This window comes from Nostoc sp., from assembly GCF_036917515.1.
Lineage (GTDB): Bacteria > Cyanobacteriota > Cyanobacteriia > Cyanobacteriales > Nostocaceae > Nostoc.
In genome coordinates this window covers 120,861-142,726 of the sequence record NZ_JBALDE010000173.1, presented here as the reverse complement: position 1 = coordinate 142,726, position 21,866 = coordinate 120,861, and the positions used below count along the sequence as shown (strand labels likewise).

Here is a 21,866-nt window from a genome sequence, read left to right as displayed (position 1 = left end):
GGCATTAGTTTTTGACAAAGGACAAAGGACAAATGACAAATGACAAATGACAAAGGACAAATGACAACCTTGCTGCAAAAATCGCCTATCCATCGCACCGTATTGAACAATGGCATTGTCGTGCTGGTGGCAGAAAATCCGGCTGCGGACATTATTGCAGCGCGAATCTTTGTGCGTGCTGGTAGTTGTAACGAAAACCGGGAGCAAGCAGGGTTGGCACATTTGTTATCAGCAGTGATCACAAAGGGATGTGATGGACTTTCTAGCTTGGAAATTGCAGAAAAAGTCGAGTCTGTAGGGGCAAGTTTGAGTGCAGATGCTGGCACTGATTATTTTTTGCTATCTTTCAAGACGGTAACATCTGATTTTGGGGAAATTTTAACATTGGCAGGGCGGATTTTGCGATCGCCTACTTTTCCTGAAACTCAAGTGGAACTAGAACGGCGTTTAGCACTCCAGGATATTCGTTCCCAAAAAGAGCAACCGTTCAATGTCGCCTTTGAACAAATGCGGCAGGTAATGTACCAAAATCATCCCTACTCCATGTCAGTGCTGGGAGATGAAACCACCATGAGCCGCTTAACTCGTGCGGATTTAGTGGAGTATCATCAGACTTATTTCCGTCCAGATAATGTAGTAATTAGTATTGCTGGTAGAGTCACACCCACAGATGCAGCAGCGTTGGTGGAAGAAGTTTTTGCTGATTGGCAAGCCCCAGCCCAGGCACTGCCAATACTGAATTTACCTAAGATTAAGGTGGAACCACAGGTAAGACTGAAGCCTGTACAGACACAACAATCAATCGTAATGCTCGGTTATTTAGGAACATCGGTGAGTTCTGTTGACTATGCCCCATTAAAATTGCTGTGTACCTACTTGGGAAATGGGCTTTCTAGCCGCTTATTTGTCGAATTACGGGAAAAGCGCGGTTTAGCTTACGAAGTCTCCGCCTTTTACTCCACAAGGCTATTTCCAGCCTCCTTTATAGTTTATATGGGTACAGCACCAGAAAATACCAGCATTGCCCTAGAAGGACTGCGTACAGAAGTAGATTTGTTATGTACCACCGAAATATCCGAAAGCGCACTCCAAGCGGCTAAAAACAAGATCCTGGGGCAATACGCCTTGGGTAAACAAACGAACGGGCAAATTGCTCAGATATACGGCTGGTATGAAATTTTGGGCTTAGGAATTGATTTTGACACCAAGTTCCAAGAATTGGTTGCGGCGGTGAGTGCCAAGGATGCGATCGCTTCAGCTTGTAAGTATTTAAAAGAGCCTTACTTGTCTTTAGTTGGTCAAGAAGAAGCAATTAATCGAGCGATCGCGTAACTGAGAATATGTCACAGCGACGCCCGTTGCAGATATCGTAAAATCCAGCAGCTGTTTTTTCGACCAAGCGGCTGTACCATTAGCATGAGAATATTCTGGGAGCGAATTCCATGCAAAGCAGCCTGAGAGCAAGTATTTTGAGTTATTTGAAATTACTAGACCCAACTGTAAATCGCTGTAGAATGGAAAAACGGCAAAAGGATTGGTGGTCAAAGAGGTCTAAATCTTTATCAGCCATTAAAATACTCTTGTTCTTTGCTACGCCTCTGCTTATTACCTCAACGACTCTAGTATCAATAGCAGCGCCACAAAAAATTGCCCAAGTAAATCCTGGAAATAGCATCAACCGCCCCAGCCTCAAAGTTGGCAGCCAAGGCGAACGTGTATCTGAACTTCAGGCAGCTTTGAAACTTTTGGGTTTTTATTCTGGTACAGTAGATGGCATTTATAGTGAAAATACAGCTAGTGCTGTTTCCCGATTTAAACAAGCAGCTGGCTTGAATCCAGATGGCGTTGTTGATGCCAGCACTTGGCAACGACTTTTTCCTAATCAACCAGTAGCAGCATCAACCACCCCTTCATCCCAGCCAAGATTTAACTCAGCTACAAATTTTCCTGTTCCAACTCAGGCTAGTAACCTCACCAACGTTGCAAATCCCAACCCCAACCCTCCGAGACAAGCTGTAACCCAAGTTCCGACTAGATCACAACCAAAACCTACTACCACAAAAAAAGCTGTAACCCAAGTTACAGGCAACCCTGAACCAAGACCAGCTACTCCCAGAAAAACTACAACTTCAAGCACAAAGAAAACGCCGAAGCGTACTATATCAACTACTCGAACTCAGTCAAACATAACTACTAAACGAACTCCTGGTATTCAATACACCTTAGAAGGATTGCCAATTTTGCGTATAGGATTACGTGGTTCTGAAGTTCTTAAGTTGCAACAACAACTGAAAAAGCTTGGTTTCTTGAAAGGTGATGCCGATGGAGACTTTGGCGAGACAACCGAAGCAGCTGTGAAAGCTGCACAAAAGCGCTATGGTTTAGAAGCTGACGGCGTAGTTGGTGGCTCTACCTGGGAGGTTCTTTTGCGGCGTTAACCATATCCCTACTCTTCAAACTTGGTACATATATATAGCGTCTCACCTGTCTGTAACCAGAGGTGCAGACAACATTTCGGCGTGAGCGTTCAGTCGAATGTTGCTCACCGTACAAAACTAGATACTTTATTTCTTGGAAATCCATAATCACTGAGGTTTTTCGACTTAGAGAAACCTTTGTAGGGCTTTTGCACTCCACACTGTTTTTTATGAATTTAATGCGGTACATCCTGCAATACGATAAAGATATACCGATTAGAAGTATCTCTCTTAGCAGCACTGAATAATTACATTGATTTTAGGCTGACGAAAGATGATGGCAACTTTAGGAGTCAAGCACAACAATATCTAATCGTGTTACAGATCACAACTGGCAATAATGAAATTAATTAAACTTACTGCTAATTTGTCTAAAAAAAACTTATGCAACACTTTTTATTAACTTGGCTCGGTACTGCGGTGGCGTTATTCATTACAGCTAATATCGTTCCGGGATTCTTTATCAAGAATTTTGTGACTGCTTTAATCGCTGCGTTTGTAATTGGTCTGGTTAATGCATTTATTAGACCAATTTTACAGATTTTAACGTTTCCAATTACCTTGCTCACCTTTGGTTTATTTACATTGGTGATTAACGCCTTAGCCCTTTGGCTAGCAAGTGTCCTAACTCCTGGTTCTGGTTTTGAGATTCAGGGCTTTTTACCTGCTTTGTTAGGTTCAATTGTCCTAGCAATTGTTTCTAGCATCATTAACTATTTTTTGAGAGTTGTTGACTAGAAAAATTAGGGAACTTTTGTAATACTAATATTTAAAGCTTGGGCAACAGCAAGAGTTACTGCTCCAGGTTGCCCTTGTCTTTGGAAAATTTGTTTAGGAACTAAGAATTTCACCCGCAATTGCTCTATCTTTGTAAACGGAAAAACAGTCATTGATGTAAGTTGAGAGGCTGCAAGCATAGCAGCTGCCTCTGCTACGCTAGGTGTACCTACTTTATCGTCGGTAATTGTGGCAGGGTTGGGGACACAGACAGAGCTAAGGATTTCTGCAGAAAAAGTTTTTAGAGGCAAATTGCGGAGGCGACAAAGTTTGATTAAGCCAACTTCCGAGGCTTTAGTATCAATGGTAGCAATACCTGCGATCGCACTTAGAAAAAGTTGATTTTCTCGAAAGACTTTCTCAATTGCCCAATCAATCAATTCCCATGATGTTCCCCATTTACAACCGATTCCTACCCATAAAACCCGTTGTACTTGGTGTATTTCCTTACTCAGTTCGTCACGGTTTGACATGATTGGGTTTACTCCAATAGCCAACCAAATAAATCTCCCACCGTTAGCCTCAACTCACTTGCAAAATCTGGCACAGGGAGTAAAGCTTCTAGTTCATCCAACATGAGTGGCTGTTGATTGCGGATGTACACAAACACCGTTTGTTCTTCTGGATCGATCAGCCAATTCATTTGTGTTTCATAATTCAGGCAATGTAAAATATTTTTTGTAACTTTCGTTTGTCTTTGGTCTGGCGATAGAATCTCAATAGTCCAATCGGGGGCTGCTTGGAATACGTTGGCAACTTCACCATTTTGATCACGGGGAATTCTTTGCCAAGTAAACACAGAAATATCTGCCACTATTGACCTTCCACCAAAAGTACATCGGAGTTCTGGAAAAGCACGAGCAATTCGCTTAGGCTTGACTGTTAAGTTGAAGTGCTAACCATTTCACCTTGAATTATACTGTGCTTTCCCTGTGGCATAGGTTTTTGAATAATTTGACCATCAATGTATTCACTAGCGGGCTTTGTTTCTGGTAACATTAGAAACTCTGCCAAAGTTATGTTTTTTGATAGTGTCCGTACCATAAGCGATCGCCTCCAAATCCAAAAATTATGATTAACGAACCGCTAAGACGCATAGACACGAAGTGGCTTCCCGCAGGGTAGGACACCAAGAAGAAATTAACTTAACTCTTACTGTGCGTACCTACCCTACGGGAAGGCGAAGCGCCTATGCGTTAAAAAAATATTACATCCTCTCTAAAACCTGAATTCCCAACAAAGATAATCCCAATTTCAAGGTTCTAGCAGTCAAATCACACAGAATCAAGCGGGATGTTCGCTGCGGTTCCTCCGCTTGGAGTATGGGACAGCGATCATAGAATTGGTTAAACTTCTGACTCAGTTCAAACAAATACTCACATAAACGATTGGGCAGCAAGTCTTGCTCTACACTACTAATAACTTCATCCAGTTGAAGTAAATATTTTGCCAACACTAATTCTGTTTCATGCTGCAAAAAAACAGCATTATTTCCCAACTCTTTAAAGTTAATATCACCCTTGCGGCTAATTCCATGAATCCGCGCATAAACATACAACATATAGGGCGCAGTATTACCTTTGAGATCCAGCATTTTGTCGTAGCTGAAGATGTAGTTACTCGTGCGATTTTGGCTTAAGTCTGCATACTTAACTGCGCTGATTCCAACTACCCTAGCAACTTCATTAATAAATTCTTCAGTTTCTTGGCGTTCTTCTTTTTGTAATCTAGTTTTTAGGTCAGTATGGGCACGAGAAACAGCTTCATCTAATAAATCCTGTAACCGCACAGTATCCCCAGAACGAGTTTTAAATTTCTTACCATCTTCTCCTAACACTAACCCAAAGGGAACATGAACTAATTCTACATCATCGGGTATCCATCCGGCTTTGCGTGCAACTTGGAAAACTTGAGCAAAGTGGTTTGCTTGTCCAGCATCTGTTACATAAATTATGCGTTTAGCTTCATCCTGCTGAATTCGGTAACGGAGAGATGCTAAATCTGTTGTGGCATAGTTATAACCACCATCTGATTTCTGCACAATTAAAGGTAAGGGTTCACCTTCTCTATTTGTAAACCCTTCCAAGAAAACACATTTTGCCCCTTGGTTTTCTACTAGTAATCCAGATTTTTCTAAATCTTCCACAACTCCTGGTAGTAAAGGATTGTAGAAAGATTCCCCGCGTTCAGTTAACTTGATATCCAGCAACTCATAAATTATTTGAAACTCAAAGCGCGACTGTTCGCACAATAGTTTCCAAGCATGAAGTGTATCTTCTGCACCTGCTTGTAATCTGACAACTTCTTGGCGTGCTGTTTCTTGAAAAGCTTCATCTGTATCAAACCGCAATTTGGCTTTGCGATAAAAAGAGACTAAATCACCAATATCTAAAGCATTAGCGGTGGTAAGCGCGTCTGGGTAAACTTCCCGCAGATAGGCGATTAACATCCCAAACTGCGTACCCCAATCACCGACATGATTTAACCGCAGTACATCGTGTCCTTGAAATTCTAAAATCCGGGCGATGGAATCACCAATAATTGTCGAACGCAAGTGTCCGACGTGCATTTCTTTGGCAATATTCGGACTGGAAAAATCCACAATTTCCCGCTTTGGCGTTTTCGCGGGTGGAACTCCCAGTCTGGAATCGGCTTGAATTACGTTTAGTTGTGCTTCTAAATATGCTGTTTTCAGTTTGAGATTGATAAATCCTGGCCCAGCGATTTCCGGCGGTTCACAGATTTCGGATACATCTAGTTTCTCAACGATTGCACCTGCGATCGCTCTTGGTTGCTTTCCTAACTTTTTACTCAAAGATAAAGCCACATTTGCCTGATAATCGCCAAATTTAGGATTGCTAGCAGGAACCAAAATTGGATCTACTTCTTTCCATTCAGCGCCAAAAGCCGCGATTAAAGCCTGTTCTAAGAGAGTTTTTAGTTTTTCTTGTGTAGCTTTCATATATAGATTTTATCTGTGAAAGGGGGAATGTAGCTCTAGAAAAGCTTGATTATTTTAACCTTAAAAGATATTCATCAAGTCTAGGCAAAGACTCTCATTTTAAGGTACAACCCCCTTAAATTGTCTCCCATCCTTGGCATAACTTCTAGATTCTGATGATACCGAAGTCGATTTTGACAGACTATTAGTTAATCAATCTAACGAAAGTGTAGTACGTAGTAAGCACTTGAGTGCTTAAAACAAAGACTAAACTTATTTTCCCAGGTTTATTTGATTTGATAGATTACTACGTTTCCCAACGTAAGTACGGAGATTAACTCTATTTATAGAATAGTGTATTAACTAAGCCTTGGCTCAGTTGATATGGATGACGGTGTACTATTACTTATCTACTTCATTTCAAAAAAAGTTTTTCTAGATTAAGCTTTTAGCTTTTCACTAGAGAAATTACACATCTTATTTTCATAAAAAGTATAAACTCTTTATCAAGTTTTAATTATATATCAGGCTAAGAGCTGATTCGTAAAGAAAATCTTAATGATACTCAATTCATTGCTATGTCTGAGTTTCAGCGAATAAGTGCTGTATTGACTTAAATACCTGAAACCCTTATTAGACAAGTACTTTACTTGAGTTTACAAATTAGCTCTAACTACTAAGTGATAACTACAGAGTAATAGCCGCTCATTAATAATGTTTTTTCAGTAAAAATACTTGAAATAAAGAGCTATTTGAATATATTAGTAAAAATAAACAAACAGATTGACTTTGCAGAAGTGTAGCTGTTAGAAGTGAAAGACAACTAAAGATAGATAACTGCTAAAAAAGCATTATCTAAGTTGTTTTTCCTCCTTAATAGCTCATAACATGAAACTTAATTTATTCACAGCCTTGATTGCCGCTACAGCTACCTTGACCGGATTAGTTTCCAAAGTAGAAACTGCATCTGCTGCTGATTTTAATTGGAATAGCTCTTGGACTCAACCAACTGTATATAATAAGTCTCAAACTGGTTTTAACGACACTCCTTTTCAACAATTTGTCCAAGCAGAAAGTGTTGCCCTTCCAAACAGCGGACAATTTAAATTAGACCCCAATAAATTAAACCTAAAATACAACCATGATGTTTCTGTTTACTTTATTAATGAGGGTGCAGGTTATAGAAACCAGTTAGCTTTTGAAGCTACAGGAGCTACTAAGAAGTCTGGACTGCTTTTTAATGATATTTCTTGTGAAGGAAATGGATGTGTTGGGGGCTGGGGCGGTAACGCACTAAAACTAGGTGATGGAGTCAAAGTTGGTAATGTTAGCGCAGGTACTCAACTAGACTTCTGGTTGAGAGCTGATGGTTTAGGCCGTGGCAACTCTGCCAATATCTTTGGTACTGATACTGCCTCTAACGCTGACGGACTACAGCACGCAGTTGCATATGCTTACAACAACTACATCCTCCTGGCATTCGAGGATTTATACGGTGGTTTACACGCTTCAGGGGTAGATTCTGCAACTGGTAAGTGGAACGAAGGTTCCGATCGCGACTTTAATGATGTTGTCGTCGTTCTTGATGTCGGTGAGGCAAATGTTAAAGCTTTAATTGGTGCTACCGTTCCTGAACCATCTGTTACTCTATCAATGTTTGCCGTGGGAGCAGTTGGTATGTTTGGATTGCGCCGCCGCCGTCAAAGTCGCACTTCTCACTAAACTTGGAAACGGTGCTTAATATAGGGGGCGTTTAGTTTAATTCAAAAATAACAAGCAATCGCTCGCATTCTTCACCCGTATAAATAATGTACGGGTGATTTTACGTTTTTTATAGCGGCATTTATATTTTATCTATTGCGATCGCGTTCTAAATCATCAATCACTTTTTGCAAATACCACTCGTCTGACATCCCAGGATGGTAATCTTGATTTTGCTGAATCAATCGTTCAGCAATTTCCCAGTGTCCCCCAACCATTCGTAAAAGTCGCTGACGTAGCAGGTGATATTTTTGCTTTTTTGATGGACTAAATTTCTGAATTTTTTCTAAACTACTTAAGACTTGTTGATAATTTTCCCAGTCTTCTTGTTTGCAAAAAATACTCGCCGCCCGTTGATAATCTTCTACAGCGTTTTGTATTTCTTCTAAGCAAGTATAGGCAATGCCGCGATTATAGTAAGCTTGAGCATCATCAGAATTGATTTGCAATGCTTGGGTATAATCTTGAATTGCACCAAGATAATTGCCCGTTGTCCGATAGGCATTACCTCTGGCAATATAAACTAAGACATCTTCGGGTTGCATCTGGAGTGCTTGGTTAAGATCCGCGATCGCCCCTTGATGATCTCCTAAGACAGAACGTGCTTTACCTCGGTTGCGGTAGACAATGGCATCTTGAAAATTTAGTCGTAATGCTTGATTAAAATCTGCGATCGCTTCTCGATAATTCCCAATTTTACAACGCACAACCCCACGACAGCAGTAAGCTTGGGCATCTTGCGGATCGGCTTTTAATACCCAGTTTAAATCGGCAAGTGCTTCTTGGGTATCTCCCTTTTCAGCCTTTTCTAATAATTGCGTGAAATAATCATTGGTGGATAAAATTGCTGCATTGCTGGAATGCGATTGCTCAAGAGCAGGTTTTTGTGGTGGTTGTAGCTGTTTAATTCGTTCTAGACAAAGACGACAATTCTCTTTGTCCTGTTGCTCTAAATATAACCCAGCAGCTTTTTTAAAGTTAGCGATCGCATCTTGAATGTAACCTTGTTTGCGCCGCACCATTCCCCGCAGATTATAAGCAGCAGCATAATTAAGATTGAGACGAATCGCGCGTTCAACATCGTCTAGCGCCCCCGGTAAATTTTTCAGCGCTACCCTAGCCAATCCCCGACAATAATATGCCTCTACACTATCAGGATTCAGCTTCAAGGCTTCGGTATAATCTGAAACAGCTTTCAGGACTGCTCCTGAGTCATAATATGCTAAACCCCGTTGCAAATAAGCTTCGCTAAAGTAAGGTGTCAGTTGTAAAGCATGGTTAAATTCCTCAATTGCTCCCGCGTAATCTTTTCCCCTAGCCTTTTCCAATCCTCTATTGTATAATTCGTCATTCATGGCATTTGTTTGGTTGATTCAGTTAATTGAATTCCAACAGGCTTGTTTCGTAGTCTAACCTATACAATCATCTTCATATTTTAAGTATATTTCATAGTTTTTGTGAAATAAAACCAACACACTACCCTAAGTTTTGAGAAATGGAATATTGTACACATCCAGATTTGAGGGTTAAGTTTGGTGAAAATATCACCAATTAAATTTATGATTATATTCAGCAGTTTGTGCCTATGTATTTGATATAGTTTCGTCTTACAATAAAATATTAGAGCTTTATTAATTGATATGGCAACTTTAGCCATTAATTTTAATCAACTATTATCAGCTAGCTTCTGTAAATTTTCCAATAAAAATATGGAAAATTGACTAAATTCAATCCCCCATATCTCGTAGATTTTCAAATATTTACGGCTGACTAAAATTCAAAATTTAGCAATCAGAATAGTTCAATAATCAGTAGACAATTTCTAGAATAAATATACTAATAGTACTAGATTTCTTCTGACTTATGCTTTTTGAGTCCTGAATTATCGCACTAACATTATTCTGAAAGCAAGCTAGGAGAAGTTAGAACAAAAACATCCCAACTTCCTTGAGCGTCAGTTTGTGGTTTGATAGGATTAGCGTAGTGGAAAAATTCATGGTCATTAACTAATAGAAGTTCTCCCGGATTGAGAATTTTACTAAACACAGGCTTTTCTTTTTTGGCAGTGTACAGATGTGTTTCTCCACCTTGAATATTCTCTCTATTTACTGAAAATATGCCAATAAAATTAGTGCCATCTTGATGGATACCTTCAGGCGCTGGATTACCAAAATTCTCTGGAGAACAACTAATTCTAATTTGATGAACTCCAATTTCAGCTTCCGGATGAAGTTTACAAGAATCACTAAATGCCAAAACAAGATTTTTGAAAATATCAAGTTCTATGAGTGCATCATCTAATTCTGCAAACTCTCTTTTTACGTCACCCGCTAATCGATTATACTCTTTACTTTGAAAGAAGACGCCATGAGGTAATTTGATTAACTGATTTCCAGAGACTGTGAACCGAGATAATCTTCTGGAACGATAATTGCCTTTGATATAAGGGTCAAGAGGCATATTACTAAAAAACGGCTTAAAACCTTCTAGACCGATCGAATTTACCTTTCTGAGAGTAAATAGAAAAGCATATTCTAATTCCGTTACTGTCCACACTTTTTGCATAGGATTTACCTCCTTGCACGTTGAGATTCTCCCGAATTTTTTTATGGGAGGCTTATAATATTTATTATATGCTAATTTTTGTTAATATGTTGTCAATTTAACTACATAAATGGACAACTTATGATATTTAAAGTAACTCAAATTCTGTCACAGAACGGAGTCGCTACTGAAAAGATTTGCAGATATGGGTTCGGTGGTCAATGAATCGACGTATATTTACAAACAGCAACAAGGTTCCATAATGATAGATTGGCTTTACCGTTACCCACCTTTATATTCCGGTATTTTACTTAAGCGTTACAAGCGGTTTTTTGCTGATGTTCAACTTACTTCTGGCGAAATAGTGACAGCACACTGTCCTAATACAGGGCCAATGACTGGAGTATCGACACCTTTAAGTACGGTACAACTTTCTAAAAGCGATAATCTTAACCGCAAATTGGCTTACACTCTAGAACTAATTCAGGTACATGATAATGAGCCGACTTGGGTAGGCATAAATACTGTTTTGCCTAATCGGGTGGTAAAGCTAGCTTTGGCGAAATACCTTTTCCCGGAATTGGGTGACTATAGCCAAATTAAGGGCGAGGTAGTTTATGGGCTAGATAAAAAAAGTCGAGTGGATTTTTTCTTGACGGGGAGTGATGAGAAACGCCCGATTTATTTAGAAGTGAAAAATACAACTTTGTCTGAGGGGAGATTAGCCCTATTTCCTGACACGGAAACTACCAGAGGGCAAAAACACTTGCGAGAATTAATGGCGCTGTTACCTTTGACTCGTGCGGTGATGCTTTATTTTATCAATCGGGGTGATTGTACAGAGTTTTCCCCTGGCGATCGCACAGATCCTGTATATGGTAAATTATTGCGGGATGCGATCGCTCTCGGTTTAGAAGTTTTACCTTGCCGTTTTGACATTTCCCCCGAAGGTATCCGTTATTTAGGTTTAGCAAAACTAAAAATTTGATTGCATTTAATTAAGAGAGACTAGCAATTGCAACGTTTCTACATGCATAAAACAATAAATCCATCTAGATCCTATCTAGATGGATTTATTGTTAGTTGGTGTTTACTAAAAAACATTCAACCAGACTGTAATGAAGAGATGACTATAGGTAGTCGTCACCCCAGAAATAGCGTTCGCTATTCTGACGTTTGGTTATGCAGGAATCAAAACTGTGTCAATGACATGGATGACACCGTTATCAGCAGCAACATCTGCTGTTGCAACTGTTACATCATTTATCTTGACGCCATTAGAAGCGTCAATTTTTACATCTGAACCTTCAACTGTTTTAGCTGTCTTCAGTTTAGCCACATCAGCAACCAGTACCTTGCCTGAGACAACATGATAGGTCAAGATTTTTTTGAGCTTGGCAGTATCTTAAAGTAGTGCGTCTACTGTACCTGCTGGAAGCTTATTAAACGCTTCATCAGTGGGTGCGAAGACAGTAAATAGCCCTGGATCTTTAAGTGTATCTACCAGATCAGCCGCTTGGATTGCTGCAACTAGTGTCGTGAAAGAACCATTGTTAGTGGCAGTGTCAATTATGTTAGCCATGTGTTTTATCTAGTTCTGTGTAACTTGTTACAAGTTTCGACTGTTCATTTAATAAAATCTATCTATCATTAAACTTATGTTAAATCAATTTTTCTTATTGATGATATAGAAGTTTATATATGTTTTTATACAAATAAAGAATTATATGTACATCTTTAGGCGGATGAGTTATGAGCACTGCTGGATGCGCTTACGATTTTTTACACAGTAGGAGAGGCGATCGCATCCAAAGATTGTCAGAGCAGTACTTACAATACCAATAAAGTTAGCTAAACGGATGATTGAAAGTATTTAGTTGGTATAAATAAAGCTTTAGATATTTAGGAGTGATCAGAAAAGTCTATAGCATAATCCATTCTATATAGATAAATCAAGGTTTTTAGAGAATTTAAATATACTTGCATTAGCTTTTTGTCAGGATTTATTGACCAGAAAAGTTGGTAATAATCGTATTTAACTGATATTATTTCATCACTAAATATATTTCACTCGCTGTTTGTGTAATTCCACTTGGAAATAACAAAGGGCCTATCACACCAATGCTTTTAGCAATTGTGATTGGCCGTTTATTTCCAAAATTTATGATGTGTAATGATGCGTAAGATTTACACCAAAACCTTCTCTAACTCCCATTTATCTATATCCTCTACCTTCTGTGTGGTTGGTATTTCTGTTGACTGTGTGTAAGTCAGGTATGTCAACAATGAGACTTTTAGGTAATATTTCCCCCAAACTATAACTTTCATGAACAGAAGAAGACTTATTGCTTGGATTGCTACAGCAGCTAGCAGCATGATGCTGGTAATAGGCTTACAGTTCGTTAATTTATCACCAGCAAGCTCTGTAACGACACTTAACGTGTATGCAGCTGTCAGTTTAACAAACGCGCTGAATGCCATTAAGACTCAGTACCAAAATGCTAACCCAGGCGTCAACGTCGTTTATACGTTTGGTGCTTCTGGTACTTTACTAAGCCAAATACAAGCAGGAGCACCAGCAGATATTTTCATTTCTGCTGCTACCAGCCAAATAGATGTATTGCAGAATTCAACCCCAAGTAAATTGGTTGCAGGTAGCCGTAAAAACGTCGTTAAAAATCGTTTAGTTTTGATTGCGCCTACAACACCTCCTGTTAGTGCTGGTAGTGCTGCTCTCACTAGCTTCAATGGTTTGACCAATGCCAACATTACTGGTATTGCCATAGGTGACTACACAGGTACTCCTCCAGTTGTGCCAGCAGGAAATTATGCCAAACAAGTTCTCACTAGCCGAGGTATTTTTACTACTCTTAGTCCCAAATTATACCGTGCTGCTAATGTGCGTGCCGTCTTAACTGCTGTTGAAAATAAAACTCTTGTAGTTGGAGGTATAACTACAACCATCAGTGCAGGTGCTGTTTACAAAACTGATGCGGCCATTTCTAACAAGGTAAGAGTTGTACAAACTGCCCTCACAACAGAGAGCGATTCGATTGTTTATCCACTGGGTATACTCAGCAGGACAAAAGTTTTAACGACGGCACAGAGTTTTTCTAACTACTTAAGTGGTAGTACTGCTCAGAATATCTTCAAAAATACTTACGGGTTTATCCTGCCTTAATCACCAGAAAGTAAATCAATCGAGTACTTGTTGTCGTGAATTTTGAACTATTTGGAGTCATGTCTTGTGAAGTTCACTAAAAAACTCTCAATTATTGTTTGTAGTTTGACTACTGCTTTCCTTCATACTGCTGTGATTACTAATACTTATAAGTCAGCAGCACAAGCTGAAAGACAAGAACTGATTATCAACGGAGGATTTGAATACGACTCTCTTATAGATCCAACTAATCCCGAAACTACAAATCCTAATGTTACAGGATGGGTTAAATCTGGTAATTCGATAGATACATCAGGTACTAAAATTGACAATTTTTCAAATACTGGTAAGCAGGGATTATCGCTTGGTGGATTTTCAGCTATTAGCTACATATCACAGACTATCCCTACATTTCCTGGTCAATGCTACAAACTTACTTACTATCTTGCATCGACAGAAGAGGCACCTGAGCTAAAGAACAAATTTAAGGTTTTTGTAGGTGGTAAAAATGTTTATGTTCAAAAAGATACTCCTTACCAACCCTACACACAATACACGTTAAATTTTAGAGCAAAAGGAAGATCCACCGAAATAAAGTTTGGCTCCCAAGCTAAATATGCGTTTTTATATTTGGATGATGTGAGTGTCAAAGCTACACCTGAATATAAAGGGAAAAACTATGGGGATGAATAAACCACAGGTAGAAGCATAAGCAATGTCTGGCTCAATAGTGTCAAGAATGCCATTAAAATTTATCTGATTTAAAAACTTTATCATAGGTTTATTGAGAAAATTGCCTTGAGTGTATAAATCATTATCCACATCTATAGCTAACTCTTATAAACCAGAAGAAAGTGTTCATTTTTCTTGACACTACTGAAAGCCAGCAAGTATAAATGTAACTATCAACTTGTTTTCATTGTCAAATTTTAGAATTATTTGGAGTCAAGTTTCATGAATTTAACTAAAAAACTCTCAATTATTGTTTTTAGTTTTACTACTATCTTAATTAGCACTGCTGTGATTACTAATATTTATAATGCAGCAGCACAAGCGGCAGAACTTGTTAAAAACGGAAGTTTTGAACTTGATCCCCTCGTAGATCCTAACAATCCCAACGCTACAAATCCGAATATTACAGACTGGACTAAGTCTGGCGATCCAATGGATATATCAGGGATAAGAATAAGCAATTTTCCTCAGCATAATAGTGGTAATCAGGGCTTATCACTTAGTGGATTTATAGGTCTCAGCTACGTATCACAGACACTTTCTACACAACCTGGTCAGAAATACGAACTTAGTTACTATTTAGCATCTATAGATGAGGCTCCTAACCTTGATAATCAATTTCAGACATTTGTAGGTGGAAATAAGCTTTTTGATCAAAAAGATATTTCTTTTCAACCATACACGCAATATAAGTTTAATTTCACGGCAGATGCATCATCCACAGAGTTAAAGTTTGGAAATTGGGATAAATATGAATTCTTATACTTGGATAATGTGAGTGTAAAACCTGTGCCTGAGCCATCAACTATTGGAGGAATAGCAGTTACTGCTGGTTTATTAGGAATATGGCTGAAGAAAAAGAAGGCAATTAGCTAGAAAGAATAGCCTTTTTTTTAACTTTTGGAAAAGAACAGAGCGTAAATCCCTCAAACTACTGTGTGGTAGCTATGAGGGATTTGGTTATCTTCTACTAACTGGAGTTTAGACTAGTTCTCGGTGCGAAACTGCTGAACAAATTAGATATAAAACTTTGTCAATAATCAATATGTGGGTTACGAACTGCCCTAGTTTCCAAGAAATATGTAGCATCTTGCTCCATTTCCGGTGTCAGCACACCTGGAAATAATTTGGGTTTACACTCGGATGTTCTCTTAATTAGCGTCGCACTAGTTTGCCAAAACTTATGAGGCTCTAGTATGTTAAATAATTCAAAATCATTGAACATAGTTGTTGCTTGAGCCTGCTTAATATCACTAATCTCCTTTTGACCTGTCGTACTCGTTAGCTTATCGTGAATAACCATTATCCCACCATTGGGCTTAAGCAAATCAAATAACTCTCTGAATTGAACCCCACCAGAATTAGTAGCATCGTTCCAAATAAAATCAAATGGAAGCCACTGATTATCAAGGTTGTTGATGAATGTCCTGAAATCAGAATTATGAAATTTAATTACATGTGTCAAGTCTAAACTTTGTATGACATCCATAACTTTTGGAGCGCTTGATACTTCTATATTCTGATGTTGGATAATAGAATGTATTGACTTCAGAACACCTTGCGCTCTTCTAAATGAGCTAGGATATCTGAGCGCTCACGCCAAACCGAACGCAACTGCTTGCGAGTGAACATCTCTAACTGATCGCCAACATGGGGCGAACCCGGTTGAGTAGCATTGCCGTAGCTAATGAGTGCCATCGCCTTTACTGGTTGAGAAAATTCAATGGCTGCGACGAACGAATCACCACTAACTGCTTGGAAGCGATTTTGCGATGCTGGAGCAAAATTAAGAACGCGGAAAAGACCGAGACGTCCAACACCACCATTAGCAGGCAAATCCTTATTATTTACCACTAGCCGAAAAACGTCCCCCCATGCCACATTTAGTGCCCCGTATGCTTTTTCAACTTTGGTAGCAACAGCTTCTAGTGTTGCGACTGCACTCGCTGGATCGGCTAAACCGTCTGGCGTAGTAAGTGGGGAGTTTTCTCTCCAAGGTTTGCTAAACCCTTTATCCCAGTTCATCTGTTCTACCCAAGCGGCAAAGAGTACCGCACCCTTGCTATCTGCATTGGCTTGCCGATCCCAGGCTTCTAGGGTATCAGCAGCTAGCCGCGCTAAGGAACTTCCTTGCTTGCGTGCTGCCGGAATTAAGTCATCCAAGATGCGATCCGCTAGTTCCATCCGGGTTGAATGTTTGTATTGCACCATTTCATCAAAGGAAATTTTGTTATCCTCAAAAAGCATTTTTAGAGAACGCTCTGTCCGAAAATTCGCAGGAAAATACGGTGAACGAGGTGCTATATAAGAAGGGTAATTATTTGCTTTAATAGCAGCAGGAAACGTGGTTGTCCAAGGTGGGTCGTTGGTATTTTGTAACCATCCGCTTTTCGGGTTAATAATGCGTGGTAAATCTTTATAAGGATGGATTTTTGTCCATAATGTCTTGGAAGTATCACCAGGAATAATCCCTTCCCAGTATTCAAAATTACCTTGAGAACGAACTGGAACATTACCGTTGAACAGGTGCATGATATTCCCATTTCTATCTGCATACATCACCGTGAACATTGGCAGTTGCAAGCGTTGGAGTACGGTTTGAAATTGTTTCAAGTTTTGGGAGCGCGCCATATCCCACCACTGTTCAAGTACCTTTGGTCGATCAAGACCGACAACCCGTAGTGCTATAGCTTTTCCATCTTTCTCTGTCAGCACTGGCCCGTGGATAGAACGTTTTACAACTAGAGATTGGTTGCGTATTGTACCGTCTTTTTGTTTTACCTTCAAGGAAAGGGTTGTGGTCTCGAAGGGACGAACTTTGCCATCAAAGCGATAACCATTGTCAACTAATTTGAGTTTGTAAGCATCCCAGCCATCAAAAGTGTTGATGGTATGAGTCCAACCCAAATTATTGTTAAATGCGATCGCCAATACAGGAATTCCTACAAGTGTTGCTCCGTAAGCATTAATACCTGGAGCAGTAACTTGAGCTTCGTACCATAAGAATAAATCCGCCCAAAGCAAGTGTGGATTTGCAAGCAGCATCGCTTTACCACTCGCAGAATGTGATGGAGCGATCGCCCAACCATTAGACCCTGCTTTTGGCTCCTTTGAAATATCGCCTGCAACACTTGCTGCAACGTCTTCTGGGTTAACAATAAAAGTAAAATGCAGAACTCGGTGTAAATGAGCCAGAACATCTTCTGCTTTGACTGGCAACACTAACTCTACTTGATCATCAATCAGTTCGCCATGCTCCCGAGCATAAGCATTAATTCCAGCAGCAAAGGCATTCAGGTAGCTACGAAAAGCTGGACTTTGGGAAGTGTACCAAGAACGAGCGCGTTCTGGAACTCCCATAGTCTGTACCCAACGGTCTGATTCTAAATATTTCTCTCCCCAATATTCGGCAGCGCGTCCACGTGCTTGACCATAAAGACGCAAAAGCAAGTTACCATGACTTTGCATCTGCGCCCAACCGAAGGCTTGAAACGCACTTGGGACATCCTTGCCATAGATGTGAGGTATGCCATAGGTATCCCAAAGTATTTCAGTAGATTTTGTGACCTGTGCAGGAGTGTAGCTTCCAACAACGAGAGTAAATAAAATACCAAGTACAAATGCTAAAAGTCGGAATAATTTTTTTTTAAAACCTTTATTTTTGAAACCTTTATGTAAATAGCTCATTATAAGCTGGAAAAAATATAGTAACTTAGTAGTCTGTCTCATTAATTTTGATAGGTGAATCAGCTTTTAAATTTCTCTTCTTTCCCTCTGACTTTACGCTTTTTGCGTCCTTCTCTGTGAGACGCTTTGCGTAGCTTGCTTTTTTGTAGGAGTACGCGGTTCGTTTTCTTACCCTCCTCAAATTTAATTTCATAGACCACTAGTTGAGGTTTAAGAAATGAGATAAAAAATTAACCTGTTGTCTGGTTGTGTTACAACGACTTTATCTCACTGGTAATTTGCCACAATTGTTGAGACATAAACTCTAGTAGGAGTGATTGGGCTGAGTGCAGGAAAAAATGGTTCCCAGGAAACATTTGTAGTAAGAACGCAGCATTTGTCTGCTCCCGCCAAGCTTGGAGCTTATCGTAACTAACCTTGTGATCCTGTAAACCACCAAAAGCAGTGATGGGGCAGTTAAGTGGTGATTCAGTAGTGTACAAATAAGTTTCCAGAACTGCAAAGTCTGCTCGAAGAATTGGAATAAGAAGTTGTATCAGTTCGGCGTTTTCCAGCACTGCCTCAGGAGTCCCATTGAGACGGCGTATTTCTTCTTTGAAAGCAGGTTCGCTTAGAGCATGGATGGGTGGATCTGGATCGGGAATTTGCGGAGCGTGGTGACCGGAAACAAACAAGTGTACAGGTGACAAACTGTACTGTTTGCGAAGTAAACGGGCTAGCTCAAAGCTGACAATCGCTCCCATACTATGGCCAAAGAAGGCGAATGGTTTATCTAAATATGGAATGAGGACTGGAGCGATCGCACCGATAAGGGGTTCTAACTGCGAGAATAAGCTTGTCCTCATTTGCATACCTCGTCCGGGTAGTTCGATGGGACAAACTTCGACAGTTGTGGGTAGACTGTCTAACCATGTGCGAAAAATGAGAGAACTACCACCTGCATATGGGAAGCAGAATAAACGCAGCGAAGCTTGAGTATTTGGCTTGGGACAGGTAACGCAAAAGTTAAATGTTGGTGTAGTTGTCATGAATAAAACAGCCCTACAGAGCGTCTTTGGTAGGCATTCTTCCTTGTAGTTAAAACCTTTTGCTAATCGGTAGTGTTATGTGTTGCTATGAGCCGCTTCTTCCATCTTCTTCCTTAAACTGAGTGGTCTCATGTCCGTCCAAACTTGCTTGATGTACTCAAGACATTCCGCTTTTAAACCACTATGACCTGCATCTCGCCAGCCAAGAGCGTTTTCTCGGTCAATAGGCCAAATGGAATACTGTTCCTCATGATTGACTACCACTTTATAAATCGTCGTGTCTTCTTTGTCGTCTTGATACATAATTTATCTCCTGTGATTTGTCTTACACGATGTCAAACTTAGTTTTTGTATTCTTATTCTCTCATTTGATGACTCACCTCTTTTCTTAACCTGCTGATGCTTTTACTTGCACAGGTTCGTCAACTGGAATATCGAATAAAAGTGTATTTTTACAGAACTTTTGCCATTCAGGTGTTACATTGTCAAAAATGATATTTTTATCCTGAAAAATACCATCTGTGACTACATAGTTTTCTTGTAGATAAAGAAAGTCGTCATCAGTTAGTTTTCGATTTATTTCGACTTCCTTACCGTCGATTTGTTTCTTTTCTTTTCTGCTATTTTCAGCACGTTCTGTCCACTGACTGAACTGACGTAATTTTTTGAGAGAGTAAGCTTTACAGTATTTTCCCATTGTTGCCATAGTGATACCTCTGTTTATATTCTTTTGCATGAGTTGGTCTATTTACCTTTGATAGGTATTTTTGTAAACTGACTGCAAGATTGAAGGTTGAATATTTGTCACAGTCTTGATTTTATCGTCATAGACGAGGTCTACCATCTAATGAATTGGCTTTCCTCAGATTCTGTACCTTTAGTCAAGCCCAAAGATAGCACGAGGCTTGTATGGCTGCTCTAGCAAGGTGCGCTCGTCGTTATCCATAACCAAATCTAATGTAGCTACAGCTTCTTCTAGGTGCTTTATCTTTGTGGCACCAATGATAGGAGCAGTAACACTTGGTTGATGTAGAAGCCAAGCTAGAGAAATCTGGGCAGCAGATACACCGCGTTGCTTTGCTAGATCTATAACTCGGTCAACTATTTCAAAATCAAACTCTTCATAGTTGAGTTGATAATCGGTTCTAGCACGAATCGTCTTACCGGAACTATGGCGAGGCTGATTACCAGCCAGAAAGCCTCGTGCAATAGGACTCCACGGAATCACCGCGATCCCCTCAGTTTGACACAACGGCAGCATCTCTCGCTCTTCTTCTCGGTAAATCAAGTTGTAAAGATTCTGCATGGAAACAAAACGAGTCCAACCATGCATATCAGCCAAGTAAAGCGCTTTAGCAAACTGCCAAGCGTACATGCTGGAAGCCCCGATGTAACGAGCCTTACCTGCCTTCACAATATCATGTAGTGCCGCAAGAGTTTCCTCAATCGGTGTCTCGTAGTCCCAGCGATGAATCTGATAGATATCTACATAATCTGTCTGTAACCGTCGTAACGAAGCATCAATACTGTCCATGATGTGTTTACGAGACAAGCCTTTGTCATTGGGACTATCCCCCATCGGATAGTAGAGCTTGGTAGCAATAACAACCTGCTCCCTTTTGGCAAAGTCTTTGAGCGATCGCCCAAGGATCTGTTCGCTAACTCCCTGCGAGTACATATCAGCAGTGTCAAAGAAATTAATTCCCAACTCTAGGGCTTTTTGGATAAACGGACGACTCGCTTCTTCTGAAAGTATCCATTCTTCCCATTGAGGACTACCGTAACTCAGAGTCCCGAGGCATAATCGCGAAATTTTCAATCCAGTTTTACCAAAGTTGACATATTTCATACCAGAAAAATACGGAGTATTGGAGAAGATTTTTTCCAAACAGTAAGCATTTATTTTTATAGAAGAACGTACTGATAAAATTCTTTACTTAAAATAAAGTTATATTAACTTTCTAGCTGGTTTTACGACAAACAAAGCAGACCATATCAGCCTCTGCAATCAATGCTAAATCAAGTTTAAAATCATATACACTAACTTCTGTAAAACCGATATTTTCTAAAGTTGACTGGACTTCAGCCTGAGAATAACCAATGACTGAAAAACTAGTATCTAGGCGCTTCCAGCAATCTCTTTCTCTTAATTGAAAAGTTGTTACAAAAACTTGACATTCTTTAGTTTCTGGATAATAAATATTTTTCATAGCCCAAGCATATTCATCTTTAATATCACCTAGTACACGACCGTTCAAATTAGAATTATATGCTTCTTCTAGACGTAAGTCGAATACAAATATACCGTTGCGATGAAGTGCGCTGTATACATTATGGAAAGTACCTGTTAATTCTGACAAATTCAGAATGTGATTGAAACCCAAACCCATTGAAGAAATTGCATGGAAAGTAGGCGGCAATTCAAAGAAGCGCACATCACCAAGAATCAATTTGCAATTAGGTGCATTCTGATGAGCATATTCCAACATTCTCTGGGAGCGATCAATTCCAGTTACCTGATAACCTTTATTTAGCAGCCATTGTGACAGTTCCCCTGTCCCACAACAGAGGTCAAGAATATTCGCTCCTTCAGGAATGTAAGGTAATAGTAATTTTTCCAAGGTTGGGAAGGCTATTTTGTTGTAACTTGGCCCTAAAGTCTCGTTATATATTCGGGCAAATGGTTCATCAAATTTGTTATAGCTAGTTGCTGAAGACGAAGACATAAAAGGTTTTTCCTTTGCTTCATAATTAATGAA

At 39.7% G+C, this 21,866-nt stretch carries 19 protein-coding genes and 2 pseudogenes; 8 read left to right on the top strand and 13 right to left on the bottom strand.

What is annotated here, in order from left to right; all coding sequences use genetic code 11:
* Positions 1-60 precede the first annotated feature (60 nt).
* The 3 genes from V7K89_RS22925 (at position 61) to V7K89_RS22915 (ending at position 3,215) form a co-directional block, all read left to right on the top strand.
* Positions 61-1,332 (top strand): M16 family metallopeptidase, encoded by a 1,272-nt coding sequence (locus V7K89_RS22925; protein WP_335191273.1) that lies wholly within the window; start codon positions 61-63, stop codon positions 1,330-1,332.
* A 110-nt stretch (positions 1,333-1,442) separates the two neighbouring features.
* The gene (locus V7K89_RS22920) at positions 1,443-2,438 is read left to right on the top strand and encodes a peptidoglycan-binding domain-containing protein (RefSeq protein WP_335191228.1); all 996 of its coding nucleotides are present in this window, start codon (positions 1,443-1,445) and stop codon (positions 2,436-2,438) included.
* 423 nt (positions 2,439-2,861) lie between these two features.
* Complete coding sequence (locus V7K89_RS22915; RefSeq protein WP_094347683.1) at positions 2,862-3,215, top strand: phage holin family protein; 354 nt, start codon at positions 2,862-2,864, stop codon at positions 3,213-3,215.
* A 5-nt stretch (positions 3,216-3,220) separates the two neighbouring features.
* Here V7K89_RS22915 and V7K89_RS22910 read toward each other — a convergent pair whose 3' ends face one another.
* The 3 genes and pseudogenes from V7K89_RS22910 to argS all read right to left on the bottom strand — a co-directional run bounded on the left by V7K89_RS22910 (position 3,221) and on the right by argS (position 6,216).
* Positions 3,221-3,727 (bottom strand): cobalamin biosynthesis protein, encoded by a 507-nt coding sequence (locus V7K89_RS22910; RefSeq protein WP_335191226.1) that lies wholly within the window; start codon positions 3,725-3,727, stop codon positions 3,221-3,223.
* Between the two features lie 8 nt (positions 3,728-3,735).
* Positions 3,736-4,298: pseudogene (locus tag V7K89_RS22905) on the bottom strand (Uma2 family endonuclease).
* 163 nt (positions 4,299-4,461) lie between these two features.
* Complete coding sequence (gene argS / locus V7K89_RS22900; protein ID WP_335191224.1) at positions 4,462-6,216, bottom strand: arginine--tRNA ligase; 1,755 nt, start codon at positions 6,214-6,216, stop codon at positions 4,462-4,464.
* Positions 6,217-7,083: 867 nt separating this feature from the next.
* Here argS and V7K89_RS22895 point away from each other — a divergent pair.
* Positions 7,084-7,917: a DUF4114 domain-containing protein gene (locus V7K89_RS22895; protein WP_335191222.1), complete on the top strand. Its 834-nt coding sequence runs from the start codon at positions 7,084-7,086 to the stop codon at positions 7,915-7,917.
* 128 nt (positions 7,918-8,045) lie between these two features.
* Here the strand turns inward: V7K89_RS22895 and V7K89_RS22890 are convergent, their stop codons facing one another.
* Together V7K89_RS22890 and V7K89_RS22885 are read right to left on the bottom strand one after the other, a co-directional pair.
* The gene (locus tag V7K89_RS22890) at positions 8,046-9,311 is read right to left on the bottom strand and encodes a tetratricopeptide repeat protein (RefSeq protein WP_335191220.1); all 1,266 of its coding nucleotides are present in this window, start codon (positions 9,309-9,311) and stop codon (positions 8,046-8,048) included.
* A 541-nt stretch (positions 9,312-9,852) separates the two neighbouring features.
* A complete protein-coding gene (locus V7K89_RS22885) occupies positions 9,853-10,521 on the bottom strand; it encodes a 2OG-Fe dioxygenase family protein (RefSeq protein ID WP_335191218.1) in 669 nt (222 codons plus the stop codon).
* A 241-nt stretch (positions 10,522-10,762) separates the two neighbouring features.
* Here V7K89_RS22885 and sfsA point away from each other — a divergent pair, with 241 nt between their 5' ends.
* On the top strand, positions 10,763-11,488 hold the full coding sequence (sfsA, locus tag V7K89_RS22880) for a DNA/RNA nuclease SfsA (protein ID WP_335191271.1): 726 nt from the start codon (positions 10,763-10,765) through the stop codon (positions 11,486-11,488).
* A gap of 192 nt (positions 11,489-11,680) precedes the next feature.
* Here sfsA and V7K89_RS22875 read toward each other — a convergent pair.
* Positions 11,681-12,082: pseudogene (locus V7K89_RS22875) on the bottom strand (fasciclin domain-containing protein).
* Between the two features lie 744 nt (positions 12,083-12,826).
* On the opposite strand from V7K89_RS22875, the gene modA reads away from it, so the two are divergent.
* The 3 genes from modA (at position 12,827) to V7K89_RS22860 (ending at position 15,268) form a co-directional block, all read left to right on the top strand.
* Positions 12,827-13,681, top strand: a complete 855-nt coding sequence (gene modA / locus V7K89_RS22870) for a molybdate ABC transporter substrate-binding protein (protein ID WP_335191216.1) — start codon at positions 12,827-12,829, stop codon at positions 13,679-13,681.
* Between the two features lie 66 nt (positions 13,682-13,747).
* On the top strand, positions 13,748-14,353 hold the full coding sequence (locus V7K89_RS22865) for a DUF642 domain-containing protein (protein WP_335191215.1): 606 nt from the start codon (positions 13,748-13,750) through the stop codon (positions 14,351-14,353).
* 261 nt (positions 14,354-14,614) lie between these two features.
* Positions 14,615-15,268 carry a DUF642 domain-containing protein gene (locus V7K89_RS22860; RefSeq protein WP_335191213.1) on the top strand — a complete coding sequence of 218 codons (654 nt, stop codon included), beginning with the start codon at positions 14,615-14,617 and terminating at the stop codon, positions 15,266-15,268.
* A 157-nt stretch (positions 15,269-15,425) separates the two neighbouring features.
* Here V7K89_RS22860 and V7K89_RS22855 read toward each other — a convergent pair whose 3' ends face one another.
* The 7 genes from V7K89_RS22855 to V7K89_RS22825 form a co-directional block, all read right to left on the bottom strand.
* Positions 15,426-15,881, bottom strand: a complete 456-nt coding sequence (locus tag V7K89_RS22855) for a hypothetical protein (RefSeq protein WP_335191211.1) — start codon at positions 15,879-15,881, stop codon at positions 15,426-15,428.
* A gap of 59 nt (positions 15,882-15,940) precedes the next feature.
* The gene (locus tag V7K89_RS22850; protein WP_335191209.1) at positions 15,941-18,079 is read right to left on the bottom strand and encodes an acylase; all 2,139 of its coding nucleotides are present in this window, start codon (positions 18,077-18,079) and stop codon (positions 15,941-15,943) included.
* Positions 18,080-18,330: 251 nt separating this feature from the next.
* Positions 18,331-19,107 carry a thioesterase II family protein gene (locus V7K89_RS22845; protein ID WP_335191207.1) on the bottom strand — a complete coding sequence of 259 codons (777 nt, stop codon included), beginning with the start codon at positions 19,105-19,107 and terminating at the stop codon, positions 18,331-18,333.
* A 75-nt stretch (positions 19,108-19,182) separates the two neighbouring features.
* A complete protein-coding gene (locus V7K89_RS22840; RefSeq protein WP_335191205.1) occupies positions 19,183-19,410 on the bottom strand; it encodes an MbtH family protein in 228 nt (75 codons plus the stop codon).
* Between the two features lie 85 nt (positions 19,411-19,495).
* Positions 19,496-19,813, bottom strand: a complete 318-nt coding sequence (locus tag V7K89_RS22835) for a hypothetical protein (protein WP_335191203.1) — start codon at positions 19,811-19,813, stop codon at positions 19,496-19,498.
* Positions 19,814-19,984: 171 nt separating this feature from the next.
* Positions 19,985-20,956, bottom strand: a complete 972-nt coding sequence (locus V7K89_RS22830; protein WP_335191201.1) for an aldo/keto reductase — start codon at positions 20,954-20,956, stop codon at positions 19,985-19,987.
* A 112-nt stretch (positions 20,957-21,068) separates the two neighbouring features.
* Positions 21,069-21,833, bottom strand: coding sequence for a class I SAM-dependent DNA methyltransferase (locus tag V7K89_RS22825; RefSeq protein WP_335191198.1), 765 nt, complete (start codon positions 21,831-21,833; stop codon positions 21,069-21,071).
* Positions 21,834-21,866: the final 33 nt, after the last annotated feature.